Annotated in this window: 14 protein-coding genes; 4 read left to right on the top strand and 10 right to left on the bottom strand. The window is 71.1% G+C overall.

Features of this window, described 5'->3' with window-relative positions:
- Nucleotides 1–13 precede the first annotated feature (13 nt).
- The 4 genes from IF11_RS0104715 to IF11_RS0104700 form a co-directional block, all read right to left on the bottom strand.
- Nucleotides 14–1912 (bottom strand): IucA/IucC family protein, encoded by a 1899-nt coding sequence (locus IF11_RS0104715; RefSeq protein ID WP_078490463.1) that lies wholly within the window; start codon nucleotides 1910–1912, stop codon nucleotides 14–16.
- Between the two features lie 99 nt (nucleotides 1913–2011).
- Nucleotides 2012–2749 (bottom strand): GNAT family N-acetyltransferase, encoded by a 738-nt coding sequence (locus IF11_RS0104710; protein ID WP_030350122.1) that lies wholly within the window; start codon nucleotides 2747–2749, stop codon nucleotides 2012–2014.
- A 41-nt stretch (nucleotides 2750–2790) separates the two neighbouring features.
- Complete coding sequence (locus IF11_RS0104705; protein WP_030350121.1) at nucleotides 2791–4722, bottom strand: IucA/IucC family protein; 1932 nt, start codon at nucleotides 4720–4722, stop codon at nucleotides 2791–2793.
- A 36-nt stretch (nucleotides 4723–4758) separates the two neighbouring features.
- Nucleotides 4759–6117, bottom strand: a complete 1359-nt coding sequence (locus IF11_RS0104700; RefSeq protein WP_030350120.1) for a diaminobutyrate--2-oxoglutarate transaminase family protein — start codon at nucleotides 6115–6117, stop codon at nucleotides 4759–4761.
- 314 nt (nucleotides 6118–6431) lie between these two features.
- On the opposite strand from IF11_RS0104700, the gene IF11_RS0104695 reads away from it, so the two are divergent.
- Both IF11_RS0104695 and IF11_RS0104690 read left to right on the top strand, forming a co-directional pair.
- Nucleotides 6432–7658 carry a trypsin-like serine peptidase gene (locus tag IF11_RS0104695; RefSeq protein WP_206300757.1) on the top strand — a complete coding sequence of 409 codons (1227 nt, stop codon included), beginning with the start codon at nucleotides 6432–6434 and terminating at the stop codon, nucleotides 7656–7658.
- Nucleotides 7659–7827: 169 nt separating this feature from the next.
- A complete protein-coding gene (locus tag IF11_RS0104690) occupies nucleotides 7828–8994 on the top strand; it encodes a trypsin-like serine peptidase (protein ID WP_030350118.1) in 1167 nt (388 codons plus the stop codon).
- A gap of 102 nt (nucleotides 8995–9096) precedes the next feature.
- Here the strand turns inward: IF11_RS0104690 and hflX are convergent, their stop codons facing one another.
- The 6 genes from hflX to miaA form a co-directional block, all read right to left on the bottom strand.
- The gene (hflX, locus tag IF11_RS0104685; protein ID WP_030350117.1) at nucleotides 9097–10587 is read right to left on the bottom strand and encodes a GTPase HflX; all 1491 of its coding nucleotides are present in this window, start codon (nucleotides 10585–10587) and stop codon (nucleotides 9097–9099) included.
- A gap of 114 nt (nucleotides 10588–10701) precedes the next feature.
- On the bottom strand, nucleotides 10702–12237 hold the full coding sequence (locus IF11_RS0104680; RefSeq protein ID WP_078490462.1) for a M1 family metallopeptidase: 1536 nt from the start codon (nucleotides 12235–12237) through the stop codon (nucleotides 10702–10704).
- Nucleotides 12238–12393: 156 nt separating this feature from the next.
- A complete protein-coding gene (locus tag IF11_RS0104675) occupies nucleotides 12394–14508 on the bottom strand; it encodes a RelA/SpoT family protein (RefSeq protein WP_030350115.1) in 2115 nt (704 codons plus the stop codon).
- 117 nt (nucleotides 14509–14625) lie between these two features.
- A complete protein-coding gene (gene dapF / locus IF11_RS0104670) occupies nucleotides 14626–15573 on the bottom strand; it encodes a diaminopimelate epimerase (RefSeq protein WP_051745507.1) in 948 nt (315 codons plus the stop codon).
- A 34-nt stretch (nucleotides 15574–15607) separates the two neighbouring features.
- Nucleotides 15608–16045 (bottom strand): hypothetical protein, encoded by a 438-nt coding sequence (locus IF11_RS0104665; RefSeq protein ID WP_030350113.1) that lies wholly within the window; start codon nucleotides 16043–16045, stop codon nucleotides 15608–15610.
- 125 nt (nucleotides 16046–16170) lie between these two features.
- On the bottom strand, nucleotides 16171–17109 hold the full coding sequence (gene miaA, locus IF11_RS0104660) for a tRNA (adenosine(37)-N6)-dimethylallyltransferase MiaA (protein ID WP_030350112.1): 939 nt from the start codon (nucleotides 17107–17109) through the stop codon (nucleotides 16171–16173).
- A gap of 293 nt (nucleotides 17110–17402) precedes the next feature.
- On the opposite strand from miaA, the gene IF11_RS41885 reads away from it, so the two are divergent.
- Both IF11_RS41885 and IF11_RS0104650 read left to right on the top strand, forming a co-directional pair.
- The gene (locus IF11_RS41885; protein WP_240627991.1) at nucleotides 17403–17564 is read left to right on the top strand and encodes a gliding motility protein; all 162 of its coding nucleotides are present in this window, start codon (nucleotides 17403–17405) and stop codon (nucleotides 17562–17564) included.
- A 40-nt stretch (nucleotides 17565–17604) separates the two neighbouring features.
- Entirely contained in the window at nucleotides 17605–17850 is a 246-nt protein-coding gene (locus IF11_RS0104650) for an antitoxin (protein ID WP_030350110.1), read from the top strand.
- The last annotated feature ends 47 nt before the right edge of the window (nucleotides 17851–17897 follow it).

Here is a 17897-nt window from a genome sequence, read left to right as displayed (position 1 = left end):
CTGACAACGGAGGTCACTCGCTCGGCCGCCGCACGGCGAGCGGGTTGGGAACCGTACCGTGCACGGCGGCGTGCGGCCGGTGGGAGCGGTCACGGTAGCCGTCGAGATGCAGCCGGTTCCGGTTGAGGCAGAGGCGCTGGATACGGGGCGTGAGCAGGTCGAATGTCTCGAACCGCTCCTTCAGCTCCGGGAACCGCGCCTGGTACCGCAGGATCTCCGCCCGTACGAGGGACCAGAACTCCTCCTCGGACACGTCCAGTTGGTCCTGGCACAGCGGCGCGAGGTAGCGGAAGACGCCGACGAAGAGCCCTGAATGGATGAACTGGGTGAGGAAGGAGGGCTCTTCTGTCAGGAGGACGCTCTTCACATCCTCGGGCATCGAGTCGTGCTCGGGCAGCGGGCGCGCGCTGATGTTCACATCGTCGACGAAGTCCTTGATCGCGAGCCGTACCGGCACGTCCTGGCCGTCGAAGACGACGATGGCGTTCTCGCCGTGCGGGGAGAAGACCGTCCCGTAGCGGTAGAGGAAGTGCAGCAGGGGCGGAAGCAGCGCGGAGAAGAGCCGCTGGAGCCAGTCGGCGGGCGTGAGTCCCGAACGCGCGACGAGTTCGGCGGTGAACGCCCGGCCGTCCGGATCCGTATGGATGAGGGAGGCGAGCGTACGGGCGCGCTCACCGGGTGCCAGCCGGGCCTGGAGGGGCTCGCGCCAGATCGCGCCGAGCAACTCCTTGTACTGGTAAGGAACTTCGGGGAGGTGATCGTAGAGGGGGTGTTCCACCGTGACGGAGGCGACTTCACCGAGCAGGATCACCCCGCAGTCGTCGCGGAGGAAGACGTCCGCGTCACGCACCCCGTGCATCCACGCGGTGACGGCGGGGGCGGCGAGCGTGCGCTCCGTGGGCAGGCCGCGCCAGACGAGGGTGTTGAGGATGGACAGCGGCAGTTTGACCGTGTGCCGGTCGGGCCGTCCGAGGTTGAGGAAGGTGCGGATGGACTGCTGCGGCAGCCGGAGATCACCGTCGGTGGGGAGCGGGACGATCGCTCCCTCGGCTATGGCGGGGGCGTAGAGCTGGAGCAGTACCTCGTCCCACTGCCAGGGGTGCACGGGGAGGTAGAGATAGCCGGCGGGGTCGAGCCCCCGGCCGCGGAGCAGGGAGTCGAAACGTTCGCGGACAGTGTCGTCGAGTTCGCCGGCGTAGAGCAGATCAGGCGTTTCCAGCGAGCCGACTCCCCGGTAGGTGGCGAGTGAGGTGCTGGCCGCGATCCAGGGGAGTTCGGTCGGTGTGCGGGCCTCGGGCGCCCAGCGGTCGGCGTCGGTGGCGGAGAAGCCGCCCCGGCCCTTGTTGAGGACGATCCAGGGGTGGCCGGTCTGGTGTCCTTCGAGCTCCGCGTAGCCGAGGTCGGCGAGGCGCGCGGCACTCAGAGCGGTGTGGTCGAGCTTGGCGTCGGCGGCGATGGTGGTGGTCAGCTCGCGGACGAGATGTCCGAGAGTCGCGCCGTCGAGGGCGAGCAGCCGGCGGGACAGCAGCAGAAAGCGCAGGGGATCGGTGAAGCGCCGGCCGTCGCAGGCGAGGGAGCCGGGATCGACGCGCCAGCTGCCGTAGGCGCCGCGCGTGGCACGGAAGGTGAGCGTCTCGCCGCCATCGAGCGTGAGGGCGTACGGGAGGCCGTCCGTCGGGGCGTGCGGAGCGGCCTCGTCGGCCGGCGGGACGGGCGCCGGCTCGATGATCTCCTCGTACGCGAACTCACCGAGCAGCTTGGCGAGGAGACGGCCGGCGGCCCGCTCCCAGCTCCGCGGGTTCAGCTCGGGTGGCGAGAACAGCCCGGCCGGCTCGGTGGAACCGGTCGAGTCGCCGGGGGATATGGGGCCGGTGGGGCCGGCGGAGTCATGGGTCGCAGGGGGCGTCGGCACGTGGACTCCTCGGGAGGGAACCGATGGGAACGAGAGCGTCGAGCGGGGCGGGCGGCGGGCGGGGTGGCTACCGAGCGGGTGGCCGGCGGAGCCGATCGTTCACAGCCGGTCGCGCAGGGCGCGTTCGCGGACCATGAGCGCGGCTCGTTTGTCGGGCAGGTCGACTTCCGCGGAGAACCGGAAGCCGGCGTTGAGGAAGGCGGCGACGGAGGGCGTGTTCCGGAGGTCGGGCTCGGCGATGACGCGCCCGCAGCGGGGACGGTGGTCGAGGACGAGATCGGAGACGGCTCTCAGGAGGGTGGTGCCGACTCCGCGGCCACGGTTGGCGACGCCCCCCACCAGGAGATGGATCCCGGTGTCGTGCGGGCGTGCCGGGTAGTGCCGCGCGAGCGGGTCGAGGTCCGCGCGGTAGATCTCCCAGTAGCTCATCGGGACTCCGTCGAGCACTCCGAGACAGGGGACGCTGCGGCCGTCGCCTTCGAGCTGTGGGCGCAGATGGCCGGCGGTGACCTCTTCCGGCCCGGCCAGCTCCCAGAAGGCGGCGACGGCGGGGTCGTTCATCCAGCGGCTGATCAGCGCCAGATCGCGGGTGACACGTACCGGCACGAGCTGGAAGACGCCCGCGGAGGTGGCGGCGGGCCCCCATCCGGCGGGGGCGTCGAGCAGATCGCCGCCCGGGGGGTCGTCGTACGACGGGGTCAGGGCCATCGGACCACCCTCTCCGAACAGTGCGACGAGCTCGTCGGACCACCGCATATCGAGGGTGTCATCGGCGCCCCCGCCCGTACGCGGGGTGGGGCCGGCTCCGGTGTCGGTGCCGGCATCGGTGGGAGGCACAGTGGCGCTCTCCTCTCGGCAGTGCGGACGATTCGTGCCCTTCAACGGCGAAGGGGGTTGGCGATGGTGACGTAGACGGACTGGGTGTCGACGGGGCCGACGAGTTCGTCGAGGCCGTGCAGCCGGGTGAGCATGTTGGCCTTGCAGCGGAGGGTGGGGGTCTCCAGCAGCCGCTCGGGCAGTGGTGACCCGAGCCGTACGGCCCCGGTGAGGAACTGGCGGAAGGCGGCGATCAGGACGCGTTCGTCGGCGAGGCCCTGAGCGCCGAACGCGCCGATCAGACCGAGAACGTTGTTGATGCCGAGGTAGTAGGCGAAGCGCTCGTCGGTGACATCGTCGGAGACGAAGGTGTCGCTGGCGGCGCCGATCCCGGGCAGCCGGCGTTCCAGCGAGGCACGGTGGGATTCGCGGAAGTAGTAGCCCTGGTTGTCGCGGTAGCGTCCGCCGACGGGCCAGCCTTCGGCGTCGAGCAGTACCAGCGTGTTCTGCTGGTGCGCCTCCAGGGCGATGCCCGCCGTACCGTCCAGCCAGAGCACCGGGCGTACGACCTGGTCCAGATAGCGCAGGAACCACTCGGCGGCCACGGCCCCGCCGGGGCGGCCGGTGCGGGCGGCGAGCGTGGAGACGATCTCGGCCAGCCGCGACCGCATGCCGGTACGGCCGGGACAGGGGCGCGCGGCGGTGAGTCCGGCGATGCAGACGGCGTCGTCCCCGGCGGTGAACGGGTTGTGGCGCAGCATGACATCGAGTCCGGTCACGGCTTCGCCGTCCTCGGTGTCGACGGCGAGCCAGGCGGGGTCGCGGACGATGTCGAAGCCGGGGTGGGCAGTCTGCCATTCCTTGGCGAGTCCGGTGCGCAGCAGCCGCTGGACCTCGACGCCGCGGTGCAGCTCCTTGCGGAGGTTCTCGCGGCGGGAGTTGGTGATCCGTACCCCGAGGGAGAGCTTGAGCATGGCGGGGGCGCCGGGGCGGTAGACGGTACGGATCGAGGAGGTGGGGTGCCAGGGGGCGCCGTGCGGGCCCAGATCGTGGAGGAGCCCGGCGTCGAGAAGGCGGGCCACGGCGGGCCGGTGCCTCAACTCACGTGCCTGCCAGGGATGGAGAGGCAGGGCGACGGTGTTCTCCGGAAGGGGGACGTCACCGAGGAGGCGTGCCGTGAGCTGGTCGGCGGGCAGGACGCGGCCCTGCTCGGTCCAGGCGGAGTCGGTGGCGAGTACGGACCGGTCGACGGCCATCCAGTGCAGCGGGAAGGAGCCGCGCGACTCCGGTGAGTAGAGCCGGGCCTCGGCCTCGGAGAGCCCTTCCCGGCTCTTGGGCGTGGGATGCAGCGGATGGCCGAGGAGAAGCGACTGCTCGGCGGTGAGGAACAGGTCGGCGTCGGGCGCGGCTTGGGGGGCGCGTCGCCGGTCGGCGAGGAAGTCAGCTGTGTGGAGAAGGGAGTTGGCGACCCTGCCGACCAGCTCCCCGCCCTGGTAGCGGCCCGATTCCCGGCCGAGGAGCGCGGCGACGGTGACCGCCTCGGCGGCGGGGGCGTCCCGGGGGGCGCTCTCCAGGAACGGCATCCCGAAGCGGTGCCAGCCCGTCTCCGACCAGTACCGGACGGGGACGAGGAGCGCGGTGCCACTGGCGTGGAGGGGGATCCGGAGGACCTGGCCCTCGGGGCGGGGCAGAGCGTTCTCCCTGACCCAGCAGCGCAGCAGATTCTCGACGGCGGCCGCGTCGGCCGCCTTCAGCGGGTCGGGGTGGTCGAGCTGGTCGGCCACCGGGACACCGGCGAACGTATCGGCACCGGCGAACGTATCGGCACCGGTGGCGAGTTGGCCGTCGAAGCCGCCCGTCGGCTGCCGGGGCACCGTCGTCGGCTCGACGGCGCCGGCGGCGTGGGACGCGTCCTGCACCCGGTCGTGTCCTCCGGGGTGGGCGGTGGGGCGGCCGGCGGCCTCGGGGGCGTCAGGTGCGGGAGTGGAGTTCACGGAGGGGCTTCCTTGTGGGGGGGTCCGGGGGCAGTTCTAGGGGCCGGTTTCTTTCCGGCGGAGTGCCGCGCGCTCGGCGGCGGCCAGGGCGTCGGCGAAGCGGTCGAGGACCGCGACGGCCTGCTCGTCGGTGAGCGTGAGCGGCGGGAGCAGCCGTACGACAGCGGCCCGGCGTCCGCCCAGTTCCACGATGAGGCCGCGGCTCAGACACTCCCGCTGGACGGCCGTGGCGAGGGCCGGATCCGGCGGGGCCGGGTCGCCGGCTTCCGGGGCGACGAGTTCCACACCGATCATGAGACCACGGCCCCGTACGTCTCCGATACAGGGATGGTTGGCGGCCAGCCCCTGGAGCTGCCCCAGCATGCGCGCGCCGAGGATCGCGGCGCGGTCGGCGAGGTGGTTCTCCCGTACGTAGGCGAGGGTGGCCGCGCCCGCCGCCATCGCGAGCTGGTTGCCGCGGAAGGTGCCCGCGTGGGCGCCGGGCGGCCAGCAGTCGAGATCCGAGTGGTAGACGATCACGGCCAGGGGAAGGGAGCCGCCGATGGCCTTGGACATCACCATCACATCGGGGGTGATCCCGCTGTGCTCCACGGCCCAGAAGGTGCCGGTCCTGCCGACCCCGGTCTGTACCTCGTCGGCGATGAGCGGGATGGAACGGTCGGCGGTGATCTCGCGCATCCTGCGCAGCCAGCTGTCGGGGGCGGGGATCACCCCGCCCTCGCCCTGCACCGGTTCGAGGATCATTCCGGCGGGGGCGGCCAGACCGCCCTTGGGGTCGTCGAGGAGGTTCTCGGTCCAGCGCGCGGCGAGTTCGGCGCCGCGCTCCCCGCCGATGCCGAACGGGCAGCGGTACTCGTACGGATAGGGCAGCCGGGTCACCCGTACGTCCTCGGCTCCCCCGGAGGCGGCGAGGGCGCCGGCCGTCATCCCGTGGTACGCGCCGGTGAAGGCGAGGAGCCCGCCGCGGCCGGTGGCGGTACGGACGAGCTTGAGCGCGGCCTCGACGGCGTCGGTGCCCGCGGGGCCGCAGAACTGCACCCGGGCGTTCTCGGCGAACCGCGGCGGCAGCGTGGCGAACAGCTCGGTGGTGAAGGCGTCCTTGACGGGGGTGGCGAGGTCGAGGACATGGAGCGGGGCCCCGGAGTCGAGGACCTTCCTGATCGCGTCGAGAACGACCGGATGGTTGTGTCCCAGGGCCAGCGTGCCCGCGCCGGACAGGCAGTCCAAGTACCGCCGCCCGTCGGCGCCTTCGATGGTCAGCCCCCGTGCGCGCACGGGCACGATCGGGAGGGACCTCGCATACGTGCGGGCCGCCGACTCCCGTAAGGACTGCCGCCGGAGAATGCCCTCGTGGGCGACGGTCGGTGCCGCTGGAGGGGGTTCGGTCACGGCCACGGCTGTCGGTCCTCCCGTTGTCACACTTCATGTCACAGTCAGTCGCCTGTCAGTACGGCGCTCACCCGCCGAATGTTCGACGGGGGACGCCGACTTGAGACGGAGCGCCCGTCCCGTACGTACAAACGACGGGGAGTGCCCGGGATCACGGGCAGTCGAAAGATCCTTGGGACGCGGAACCGCGGCCCTGCCGCACACCGTCCCCATCGGCACCGGCATAGTGGGGGGCCGTGTCCCGGCTCCGGCACCGCCGCCGGGGCGCACCATCCGTTTCACTGTTCCGAATTGTCCGAAGTCCCAGGGGGATTCACGCCATGCGACCCATTCGCTCCACGCTCTCCGCACGCCGTGGAAGGAGCACGCGGCGCAGAACCTCCCCCGTCCTCGCCGCGGCCGCGATGGCCACGGCGCTCGCGCTGACGGCCACGGCCTGCGGGCCGGAGGAGGACAACGCCACCGGCCAGGCGAGCGACGCCGCCACCGCCTCGCCCGACGGCAAGATCCAGATACCCGACGAGCTCAAGGACCGGCTCAAGGAGCGCGGGTTCGATCTGGACAAGTGGAAGAACGGCGAGTGGAAGAACTGGGACAAGGACACCTGGCTGCGTGAGGCCAAGGACTACATCAACCCGATCATCGAGGGACTCTGGGACCCGGACCGGATGCGGGACGCGGAGAAGCACCCGGAGAAGCCGGTCGACGACCAGGACATCTCCGGCGACGAGGGCGTGACCGACCCGACTCCGGAGCCGGTCACCGCGCAGGCGGTGAACGCGCCGTACCGCGAGAACGCGGCCGAGGCGGGCAAGTTGTTCTTCGACGGTCCCGAGGGCTCGATGGTCTGCTCCGCGACCGTGGTCGAGGACCCGGCCCACCCCGGCAAGTCCAACATGGTGTGGACCGCGGGCCACTGCGTGCACGCGGGCAAGACCGGCGGCTGGTACCGCAACCTCGCCTTCGTCCCGTCGTACAACAACAGCGGTCTGTCGACGGCCGATCTGGAGACGGCCCCCAAGGAGCAGATCGCTCCGGAGGGCGTGTGGTGGGCCGACTGGGCGCAGACCTCCGAGCAGTGGATCTCGCAGGGCGCCTCGACCGGCGGCCAGGGCGCTCCGTACGACTTCGCGGTCATCCATGTCACCCCGGAGAAGGGCGGCACCGGCAAGTCCCTGGAGGAGACGGTCGGTTCCGCGCTGCCCGTGGAGTTCAACGCTCCGGCCACCCCGCAGATCGACGCCATGACGGCGACCGGCTACCCGGCGGCGCCGCCGTTCGACGGCCAGAAGCTCTTCCAGTGCGAGGACAAGCCGGGCCGGCTGTCGCTGACGGCCGGCGACCCGACGATGTACCGGATCGGCTGCACCATGACCGGTGGTTCGTCCGGTGGCGGCTGGGTCGCGAACGGCGCGGACGGCAAGCCCGCCCTGGTGTCCAATACCTCCATCGGCCCGGTCACGGCCGGCTGGCTCGCCGGGCCGCGTCTCGGTGATGTCGCCAAGGGTGTCTACGACGGGGTCAGCAAGAAGTTCGCCGGTCAGTGACGCGCGGGCCCGTCATGGGCCCGGCGAGTACGAGGCCACCGGGGGCCTTCGGCACGACGGCCGAGGGCCCCCGCCAAAGGTTCCCGCGGGGACGCCGAGCCTCGACATGACACGCTCATGCCAATCGCTTCACCTTTGCATTCTCAGCATTCTCAGGGGGACTTGTCTCATGCGATCCATACGTCCACTGCTGGCCGCCACAGGCATGGCCGCGGCCCTCGCGCTGACGGCCACCGGCTGCGGACCTGAGGAGGACGGAGCGGCCGGACCCGCCGCCTCCAGCCCCGCCGCCGGCCAGGGCGGCGCGGAGATCCCCGGCGACCTGGCCGAAACGCTCAAGAAGCACGGCGTGGACCCGGAGAAGTGGAAGAACGGCGAGTGGAAGAACTGGGACAAGGACACCTGGCTGCGTGAGGCCAAGGACTTCGTCAACCCGGTGATCGAGGGTATGTGGAAGCCCGAGCGGATGAAGAGCGCCAAGTCACCGACGAAGACCCTCGCGGCCGGTGATATCTCCGGCGACCAGGGGGTCACCGACCCGGAGCCCCGCCCGGTCCGGGCCGAGGCGGAGAAGACTCCGTACCACCAGAACGCGGCGCCGGTCGGCAAGGTCTTCTTCGACGCTCCCGAGGGCTCGATGGTCTGCTCCGCGACCGTGATCAAGGACCCGAAGAACCCCGGCAAGTCCAACCTGGTGTGGACCGCGGGCCACTGCGTCCACGCGGGCCAGGAGGGCGGCTGGTACCGCAACCTCGCGTTCGTCCCGGCCTACAACGACCTGGGCAAGTCCGCGGCCGCCCTGGAGAACGCCCGGCCGCAGGAGATCGCGCCGTACGGTGTCTACTGGGCCGACTGGGTCTCCACCTCCGGTGAGTGGATCAGCGACGGCGGTCCGACCGGGGGCGCGGGCGCCGCGTACGACTACGCCGTGATGCACGTCAAGCCGGAGAACGGCGGCAAGTCGCTCGAAGAGACCGTGGGCGTCGCCCTCGATGTCGATTTCAACCTTCCCGAGGCGGCGAACGTCGAGGGCATGGGCGCCTGGGGCTACCCGGCCGCCCCGCCCTACGACGGCCTGATCATGCACAAGTGCGTCGACAGGCCCGGCCGGCTCTCGGTCTCCCCCGGTACGCCGACGATGTGGCGGATCGGCTGCACGATGACCGGCGGTTCCTCGGGCGGAGGATGGTTCGCGACGCAGCCGGGCGGCAAGCTCGTCCTGGTCTCCAACACCTCCATCGGCCCGGTCACGTCGGGCTGGCTGGCGGGCCCGAGGCTCGGCGCGGGCGCCGAGGAGATCTACACCGCCATGAGCGACAAGTTCGCGGGCCAGTAACAGCCGGCAACGGCGCGGACAGCGGCCGTACGGCACGAAGGCCCGCCTCCTCCTCGCGGAGGGGGCGGGCCTTCGTCCTGTGCGGGCTGCCGGGGCCTACGGTCAGCGGGCCACCGGCACATACGGAGCGAGCGCGGCGGCCAGCTCCTCGTGAACACGCGCCTTGAGCACCGTGCCCTCCGGGATGTGTTCCTCGGAGAGCACCTCGCCCTCGGCATGAACCCGGGAGACCAGCGCGCCCTCGGTGTACGGCAGAAGCACCTCGACCTCGACCTCGGGCCGGGGCAGTTCCTCGTCGATCAGCGCGAGCAGTTCGCCGATTCCCTGGCCGGTACGCGCCGAGACGGCGATCGCGTACCGCTCCGCGCGCAGCAGCCGCTGGAGCACCAGCGGATCGGCCGCGTCGGACTTGTTGATCACCACGATCTCGCGTACGTCCACCGCGCCCACATCGCGGATCACCTCGCGCACGGCGGCCAGCTGCTCCTCCGGCGCAGGGTGCGAACCGTCCACCACATGCACGATCAGATCGGAGTCACCGACCTCCTCCATCGTGGAGCGGAACGCCTCGACGAGGTGATGCGGCAGATGCCGGACGAATCCGACCGTGTCGGCCAGGGTGTAGATCCGGCCGCTCGGGGTCTCGGCCCGGCGCACGGTCGGGTCGAGGGTGGCGAACAGCGCGTTCTCCACCAGCACGCCCGCGCCGGTGAGCCGGTTGAGCAGCGAGGACTTGCCCGCGTTGGTGTATCCGGCGATCGCGACCGACGGCACCTTGTTACGCCGCCGCTCCTGCCGCTTGATCTCGCGGCCGGTCTTCATGGCCGCGATCTCCCGGCGCATCTTCGCCATCTTCTCGCGGATACGCCGCCGGTCCGTCTCGATCTTGGTCTCACCGGGACCGCGGGTGGCCATGCCGCCACCGCCGCCGCCACCCATCTGACGGGACAGCGACTGACCCCAGCCGCGCAGCCGCGGCAGCATGTACTGCATCTGCGCCAGCGCGACCTGCGCCTTGCCCTCACGGGACTTGGCGTGCTGGGCGAAGATGTCCAGGATCAGGGCCGTACGGTCGACGACCTTGACCTTGACGACATCTTCGAGATGGATCAGCTGGCCGGGGCTCAGCTCACCGTCGCAGACGACGGTGTCGGCGCCGCTCTCCAGCACGATGTCCCGCAGCTCCTGGGCCTTGCCGGAGCCGATGTATGTGGCCGGATCGGGCTTGTCACGGCGCTGGATCACGCCGTCGAGCACCAGCGCGCCCGCCGTCTCGGCGAGCGCCGCCAGCTCCGCGAGCGAGTTCTCGGCGTCCTGCACGGTCCCCGAGGTCCATACGCCGACCAGCACCACGCGCTCCAGGCGCAGCTGTCGGTACTCGACCTCGGTGACGTCTTCCAGCTCGGTGGAGAGGCCCACCACACGCCGCAGCGCGGCGCGCTCGGAGCGGTCGAACTGCTCGCCGTCCCGGTCTCCGTCGATCTCTTGGCTCCAGGCGACGTCCTCTTCCATCAGGGCATCGGCCCGAAGGCTTTCCGTGCGGGGGTCCGCGAAGCGCTGCGCGTCCTGGGAAGGGGAGGAAGAGGAGGTCATTGGATCCTTACGTCGAAGAGAAGTCCGTTACGTCAGTCACAACGCGTGACGACGGGAAATGATTCCCGGCCACGTTGCCGACACCGTCGATGGTGGCACGGTTCGCTCCGGCCGTCACTCGGGTTTCACGCTCTGTTCCGGTGCGGTGTGCCCGGTGCCGTGGGGCATCCGGTGCGGTGCGGCGTACCGGTTCCGCGGGGCGTTCTGGTTGTTGGCCGGTGCTTCGGACCGCCAGTCGGGGTGGCCGGGCATCGGCGGGGTCTTCTGCCGGTACAGCCACGCCGTGAAGAACGAGGAGAGATCACGCCCCGCGACGGACGACGCCAGCTCGATGAAGTCGGTCGTGGTCGCCGTCCCGTCCCGGTGGATCCGTACCCAGTCCCGCTCCAGGCGCGCGAAGGCTTCCTCGCCGATCTCGTGCCTCAGCGCGTAGAGCACCAGCGCGCTGCCGTCGTACATCACCGGCCGGAACAGGCTGATCGGCTGCCCCTCGGCCGGCGGCTTCGGGCTCGCCGGAGGGCCGCCCGCCGCCCGCCAGCCGTCGGACTGCTGGTACGCCTCCCGCATCCGGGTCTCCATCGACTTGCCGGCGTACTCCTGCGCGTAGCGCATCTCGTACCAGGTGGCGTGCCCCTCGTTCAGCCAGAGGTCGGCCCACCTGCGCGGGGAGACGCTGTCGCCGAACCACTGGTGGGCCAGCTCATGGACCATGACCGAGTCGACGTACCACTCCGGGTATCCGGGCTCGGTGAACAGGGCTCGCTCGAAGAGCGAGAGGGTCTGTGTCTCCAGTTCGAAGCCGGTGTCGGCGCCCGCGATCAGCACGCCGTAGGTCTCGAAGGGGTACGGGCCGACCTGCCGCTCCATCCAGCCGATCTGGCCCGGTGTCTTCTTGAGCCAGGGCTCCAGCTTCTGGCGGTCCGCGGCCGGCACCACGTCCCGTACGGGCAGTCCGCCGGGACCCTGGCGGCGCACCACGGCCGAGTCGCCGATGGAGACCTGGGCGAGTTCGGTGGCCATGGGGTGGTGGGTGCGGTAGGTCCAGGTGGTGGTCGCGCCCCGGCGTGCCTTGCCTTCCTGTACGCCGTTGGCCACGGCGGTCAGCCGCTGGGGCGCGGTGATCCGGATGGTGAAGTAGGCCTTGTCGGCGGGGTGGTCGTTGCCCGGGAAGACGCGGTGCGCGGCGTCGGCCTGGTTGGTCATCGCCAGGCCGTCGCTGGTCCGTACCCAGCCGCCGCGGTTGCCCGTCGGGTCGCTGGTGTGGCTGACGGTGATCCGCATACGCGAGCCGTCCTCGACCGCCGCGGCCGGTGTGATCACCAGATCCTCGCCGGCCGTCGCGAAGCGCGCCGCCGCGCCGTTCACCTCGACCGAGCGGACCTTGCCGTGGGTGAAGTCAAGGTTGATCCGTTGCAGCCGCTGGGTCGCCAGCGCGTCGATCTTGGTGATGGCGTCCAGCGGTTTGCGGTTGTCGCCGCCGTAGGTGAAGTCGAGGTCGTAGGTGAGCACGTCGTAGCCGGGGTTGCCGAGCCGCGGGAAGAGCGGATCGCCGATGCCGAGCGGCTCGGGGGCGGGCAGGGTCGCGGCGACGAGGGTGGCCGAGGCGGCGGCCAGCAGGGCGGCGCGCAGTCGGCGGTTGGTGAGGAGCATGATCCACGGCTATCAGCGCCTCCCCGGCGCACCGCGACGGCGCGCTCCGTACCCACCCGAAAGGGGCAGGTCAGAGCGCGGACACGGGCCGGATGCCGAGCGGCACGCGGTTGACGAACACCGACGCGCGGTTGACGAACACACCCGGCGGAGCGGTCAGGCCGTCGCCGGATGCTGGGCGCGGCTGACGTCGTACACCCCCGGTACGTCGCGCATCGCCCGCATCAGACCGGGCAGACCCGCCGCGTCCGGCAGCTCCAGCGTGTACGTGTGCCGTACGCGCTGCTCGCTGGGCGGCTCCACGGTGGCCGCGACGATCGCGGCGCCCGCCGTGGCGATGGCTTCCGTGAGATCGGCGAGCAGCCGCGGACGCCCGAAGGACTCGGCGTAGAGCGTGACCCGGCACTCGGGGGCGTCTCCCCAGCTCACCGCGACGGGGGTGCGGTCGAGGGCCCGCATCCGCTCCACCGCCCGGCATTCCCGCCGGTGGACGGTGACCACGCCGCCGCGGACCGCGAAGCCGGTGACCGCGTCCGGCGGTACGGGCGTACAGCAGCCCGCCAGCCGGACCGTCGCGCCCGGCAGATCCACCACGGCGTTGGCGACGTCCCGCCGGCCCGCGCTGACGGCGACGGCCGCGCGGGGCGCGGCGGCGGGGAGCCCGACCGTTTCCGGGTGCGCCGCGAGCCATCCCGTGATCGCGATCCGGGCGGCGGCCGTACGGGCGTGGCTCAGCCACTCCGGAGAGGGTCCCGAGACCGCGTCCCTGTCCAGCAGCAGCTGAACCGTGTCGCCGTCGCTCAGGACCGTGCTGAGCGTCGCCAGCCGGCCGTTGACGCGCGCCCCGATGCAGCCGTGCGCGGCCTCGCCGTACTGCGCGTACGCGGCGTCCACGCAGGTCGCCCCGGCCGGCAGCCCGAGCATGCCGCCCTCGGCGCGGAAGACGGTGATCTCCCGGTCCTGCGCGAGGTCCGCGCGTAGCGTCGTCCAGAAGGTGTCCGGGTCGGGCGCCGCCTGCTGCCACTCCAGGAGCCGGGAGAGCCAGCCGGGCCTGGTCGGGTCGGCGCGCTCACCGTCCTGCGGCTCCCCGGCGGACTCCTGCGCTGTACCGTCCTGCGCTCCCGCGCTCTCGACGGAGGCGTACGGATTGCCGAGGGCGACGACCCCGGCCTCGGCGACCTTGTGCATCTGGTGCGTACGGATGAGGACTTCGGCGACCGCCCCGTCGGGACCGGCGACCGCGGTGTGCAGCGACTGGTACAGGTTGAACTTGGGCGCGGCGATGAAGTCCTTGAACTCGGAGATGACCGGGGTGAAACAGGTGTGCAGCTCGCCCAGGACCGCGTAACAGTCGGCGTCCTCACCGACAAGCACCAGCAGCCGGCCGAAGTCCGTGCCGCGCAGCTCGCCGCGTTTCAGCCCGGACCGGTGTACGGAGACGAAGTGCCGCGGCCGTACGAGGACTTCGGCGGCGATGCCCGCCTCGCGCAGCACCCTCCTGACGTCCTCGGAGATCGCCGCGAGGGCGTCCCCCGCGGTGGCGTTGTCGGCGATCAGGGCACGGGTGTGCGCGTACTCCTCGGGGTGGAGGATCGCGAAGACCAGGTCCTCCAGCTCGGTCTTGAGCGCCTGCACGCCGAGGCGTTCGGCGAGCGGAATGAGGACGTCCCGGGTGACCTTGGCGATCCGGGCCTGCTTCTCGGGGCGCATCACCCCAAGGGTCCGCATGTTGTGCAGCCGGTCCGCGAGCTTGATCGACATCACCCGGACATCGTTGCCAGTGGCCACGAGCATCTTGCGGAAGGTCTCGGGCTCGGCGGCGGCGCCGTAGTCGACCTTCTCCAGTTTGGTGACCCCGTCGACCAGATAGCAGACCTCGTCACCGAACTCCGCGCGCACCTGATCGAGCGTCACTTCGGTGTCCTCCACGGTGTCATGGAGGAGAGAGGCCGTCAGGGTCGTGGTCTCGGCGCCCAGTTCGGCGAGGATCAGGGTCACGGCCAGCGGATGGGTGATGTACGGCTCGCCGCTCTTGCGGAACTGCCCGCGGTGCGAGGCCTCGGCGAGGACATACGCCTTGTGCAGCACGCCGAGGTCCGCGTCCGGATGGTGCGCGCGGTGGGCGTCCGCGACATGGCCCATGGCGTCGGGCAGCCTGCCCCTGGAGGTGGGACCGAGTAACGCGGCCCGGCCGATTCTGCGAAGGTCGATCCGGGGAAGGCCGCGTCTGCGACTGATCTGGGCACCAGGGTTGGTGGCCTCTGCACTCATGGGCACCTCCGGCAGCTTCGACCGGCGGTGAAGAGCAAGGGCGCCCTCCGGGCCGGTGCTTGATGCTACCGAGCCCACCACGTGGAGCAGTCCCGCTCTCGCCCGGCGTGAAACGGATCACCCATTCGAGCGAGCTTCAGGGCGTGTTGCGAAGGCCGTTTCGAACCAGGCCGGGTCGAGGTACCCCTCCGCGACAATGACGGCGGGTCCGGTCATGTCGATCTCGCCGTCCGGGTGTTCCGTGATGACGAGCCGTCCGCCGGGCAGATCCACGGTGTAGGTGACGGGGGCTCCGGTCACGGCGGGGTCGGTGCCGTCCCTGCGCGCCGCGGCGACGGCCACGGCGCAGGCGCCCGTACCGCACGAGCGGGTCTCGCCCGAGCCGCGCTCATGGACGCGCATGGCGACATGGCGAGGACCGCGGTCGACGACGAATTCGACGTTCACTCCGTCCGGGTAGACGGACGCGGGGCTGACCGGCGGGCCGGAGAACAGATCCCCGGCGTGCGCCAGATCGTCCACGAACGCGACCGCGTGCGGATTGCCCATGTTGACGTTCCGTGCGGGCCACTCCCGGCCGCCGACGGCCACGGTCACCCCGTCGTCGGGCAGCACGGCACGCCCCATACGGACGGTGATGTCGCCGTCCTCGGATCCGGTCACCGCGTGGTCCGCGCTCTTGGCGAGATGCACCCGCTTCACCCCGCCGCGTGTGGCCACCGCCAGATCGCCCGCCGTCACATGGCCGGCGCGCTGGAGGTAGCGGGCGAAGACCCGCACGCCGTTGCCGCACATCTCGGCGATGGATCCGTCGGCGTTTCGGTAGTCCATGAACCACTCCGCCTCGCCGGCCATGGCGCGCGCCTCGGGATGCGCGGCGGACCGTACGACATGCAGCAGCCCGTCGCCGCCGATACCGGCCCTGCGGTCGCACAGGGCGGCGGCGGCGCGGGCGGGCAGGTCGATGGCGTTGTCCGGGTCGGGGACGATCACGAAATCGTTCTCGGTCCCGTGTCCCTTGAGGAAGGCGACCGGCGCGGTCGGGGAGGTGCTCACGGGATCCATCGTACGAGCAGGGTCCGACATCACGACCGCGCGGTCAGCGCAGCCGGGCGACCCGCCAGACGGCGAGAGCGACCAGGGCCGCGGCCACGGAGACGTACAGGGCGATGACCCGCCAGTCGGGGCGTTCGCCGGAGGTACGGGTCGGCAGCCCCGGCCAGGTGTGGCCGACCCGGCGGGCGGCCATCATTCCCCAGCCGGCCGCGCAGCAGCTGATCAGCAGCCCCAGCATGGCGACGACCGCGCCGCCGTCCCCGGTGCCGAAGGCGAGGGGGAAGGCGAACATCAGCGAGCCGATCGCGGCGAGCCCCACGATCGGGGCGAGCTGCCAGATCCGCATCCGGCGCTGGGGGCGCAGCTCGACCTCGACCTCGGGGGTCGTGGTCTCGTCTTCGGGCCCGTCAGGGCTCAGCCCCGGGGAGGCTTCCGGGATGTCCGGTGCCGTGGGTTCTCTGTCGCGAGGGCCGGCCTCCATCGCCACGCGCCCTCCCCAATCGGACTTCACTGGTCGATCGATGCCCGATGGTCGATCGATGCTCGATGATGGCACGCCCGGAGGTACCGCAAGGGCGCACGGAGCGTCCCGATGCCATCACGTGATCAGGCTGTGACCGCTCGTTCGACCAACGCCAGCGCCCGGTGCGGCAGTTCCTCCCGGTGCTCCGATCCGCCGCCCAGCCAGTGAACGCGCGCGTCGCGGCGGAACCAGGAGTCCTGGCGGCGCGCGAAGCGTTTGGTGGCGCGTACGGTCTCGGCGCGCGCCTCGTCGTCCGTGCACTCCCCCGCGAGCGCCGCGAGCACCTGCTGGTAGCCGAGGGCGCGCGAGGCGGTACGTCCCTCGCGCAGGCCCCGGGCCTCCAGGCGCCGCACCTCGTCCACCAGCCCCGCGTCCCACATCCGGTCCACCCGCCGGGTGATCCGCTCGTCCAACTCGGGACGTGCAACGTCGACGCCGATCTGCACGGTGTCGTAGACCGAGTCGTGGCCCGGCAGATTGGCGGTGAAGGGCTTGCCGGTGATCTCGATCACTTCCAGCGCCCGGACGATCCGGCGGCCGTTGCTGGGCAGGATCGCGCGGCCGGCCCGGGGGTCGGCGGCGGACAGCCGGGCGTGGAGGGCACCTGACCCGCGCAGGGTGAGCTCGCCCTCCAGCCGGGAGCGCACCTCGGGGTCGGTGCCGGGGAATTCGAGGGCGTCGATGGCACCGCGTACGTACAGTCCCGAGCCGCCCACCAGGACGGGGGTACGGCCCGCGGCGAGCAGCCGGTCGATCTCCGCCCTGGCGAGCCGCTGGTACTCGGCGACGCTGGCGGCCTCGGTGACCTCCCAGATGTCCAGGAGGTGATGCGGGATGCCAGCACGTTCCTCGGTCGTCAGCTTGGCGGTCCCGATATCCATCCCCCGGTAGAGCTGCATGGAGTCGGCATTGACGACCTCACCGTCGAGTTGCCGGGCGAGATGAACGCCCAGATCGGACTTGCCGGCCGCGGTGGGACCGACGACGGCGATGACCCGCGGTGCGGTAGCTGCGCTTCTCACTGCCCCAGTCTCGCAAACACACAGGCCGCTACCCGAATGAGTTACGTGACGGCACACGGTTGGCTTCGTTGCCTGTTGCGAGGTTCCGGCCGCCGGTTTTCTGGCCGGTGCCCCTGGGCGGCGCAATGGGACGCTCCGGGCGGCGCGGAATTTCGCCCCCACGAGTAATGTATGGAGAAGTTATGGGTGTTTTTTCACGGTTTCGCCGGAAGTCGGTAGCCGCGTCCGAGGCGTCAACCGCAGCGGCACCGGCCACCACTCCGACGGCCGATCCCGCTGCGGACAGCGCTGTCGTGGCAGCGGAGGCCGGATTCGGTGAGACCGGAACGGCGACGGCCGAGCCTGCCGAGAGCGCCGGGTCCGAGACGGCGGCGGCCGAGGGCGTGGAGATCCCGAAGCAGCAGTCGGCGGAGGCCGCGGCGGACAATGAGGCCGGGAAGAGCACCCGCAAGTAGGCTGCAAGTAGGCTGTTGTCTCTCCGAGGGAAGGTGGCCCATGAGCTTCCTGGATTCACTGAAGGCCAAGATCGGCCCGGCCAAGAACAAGGTCGCTGACCTCGCGCAGCAGCACGGGGGCAAGATCGAGCACGGGCTGGAGAAGGCCGCTCGCACGGTCGATCAGAAGACCAAGGGCAAGTACAGCGACAAGATCGACAGCGGGACGGGCAAAGCCAAGGACGCCCTGGGCAAGCTCGCTCACAAGGATGACGGCACTACCCCGCCGCCACCGGCCGCTTCCTGATCTTCTCCTGCTCTGTCCTGATCCTCGGCACAGAGTGGCCGGGCACA

The sequence above is a fragment of the Streptomyces scopuliridis RB72 genome, from assembly GCF_000718095.1.
Lineage (GTDB): Bacteria > Actinomycetota > Actinomycetes > Streptomycetales > Streptomycetaceae > Streptomyces > Streptomyces scopuliridis.
This window is presented reverse-complemented; position numbering and strand designations above follow the sequence as displayed.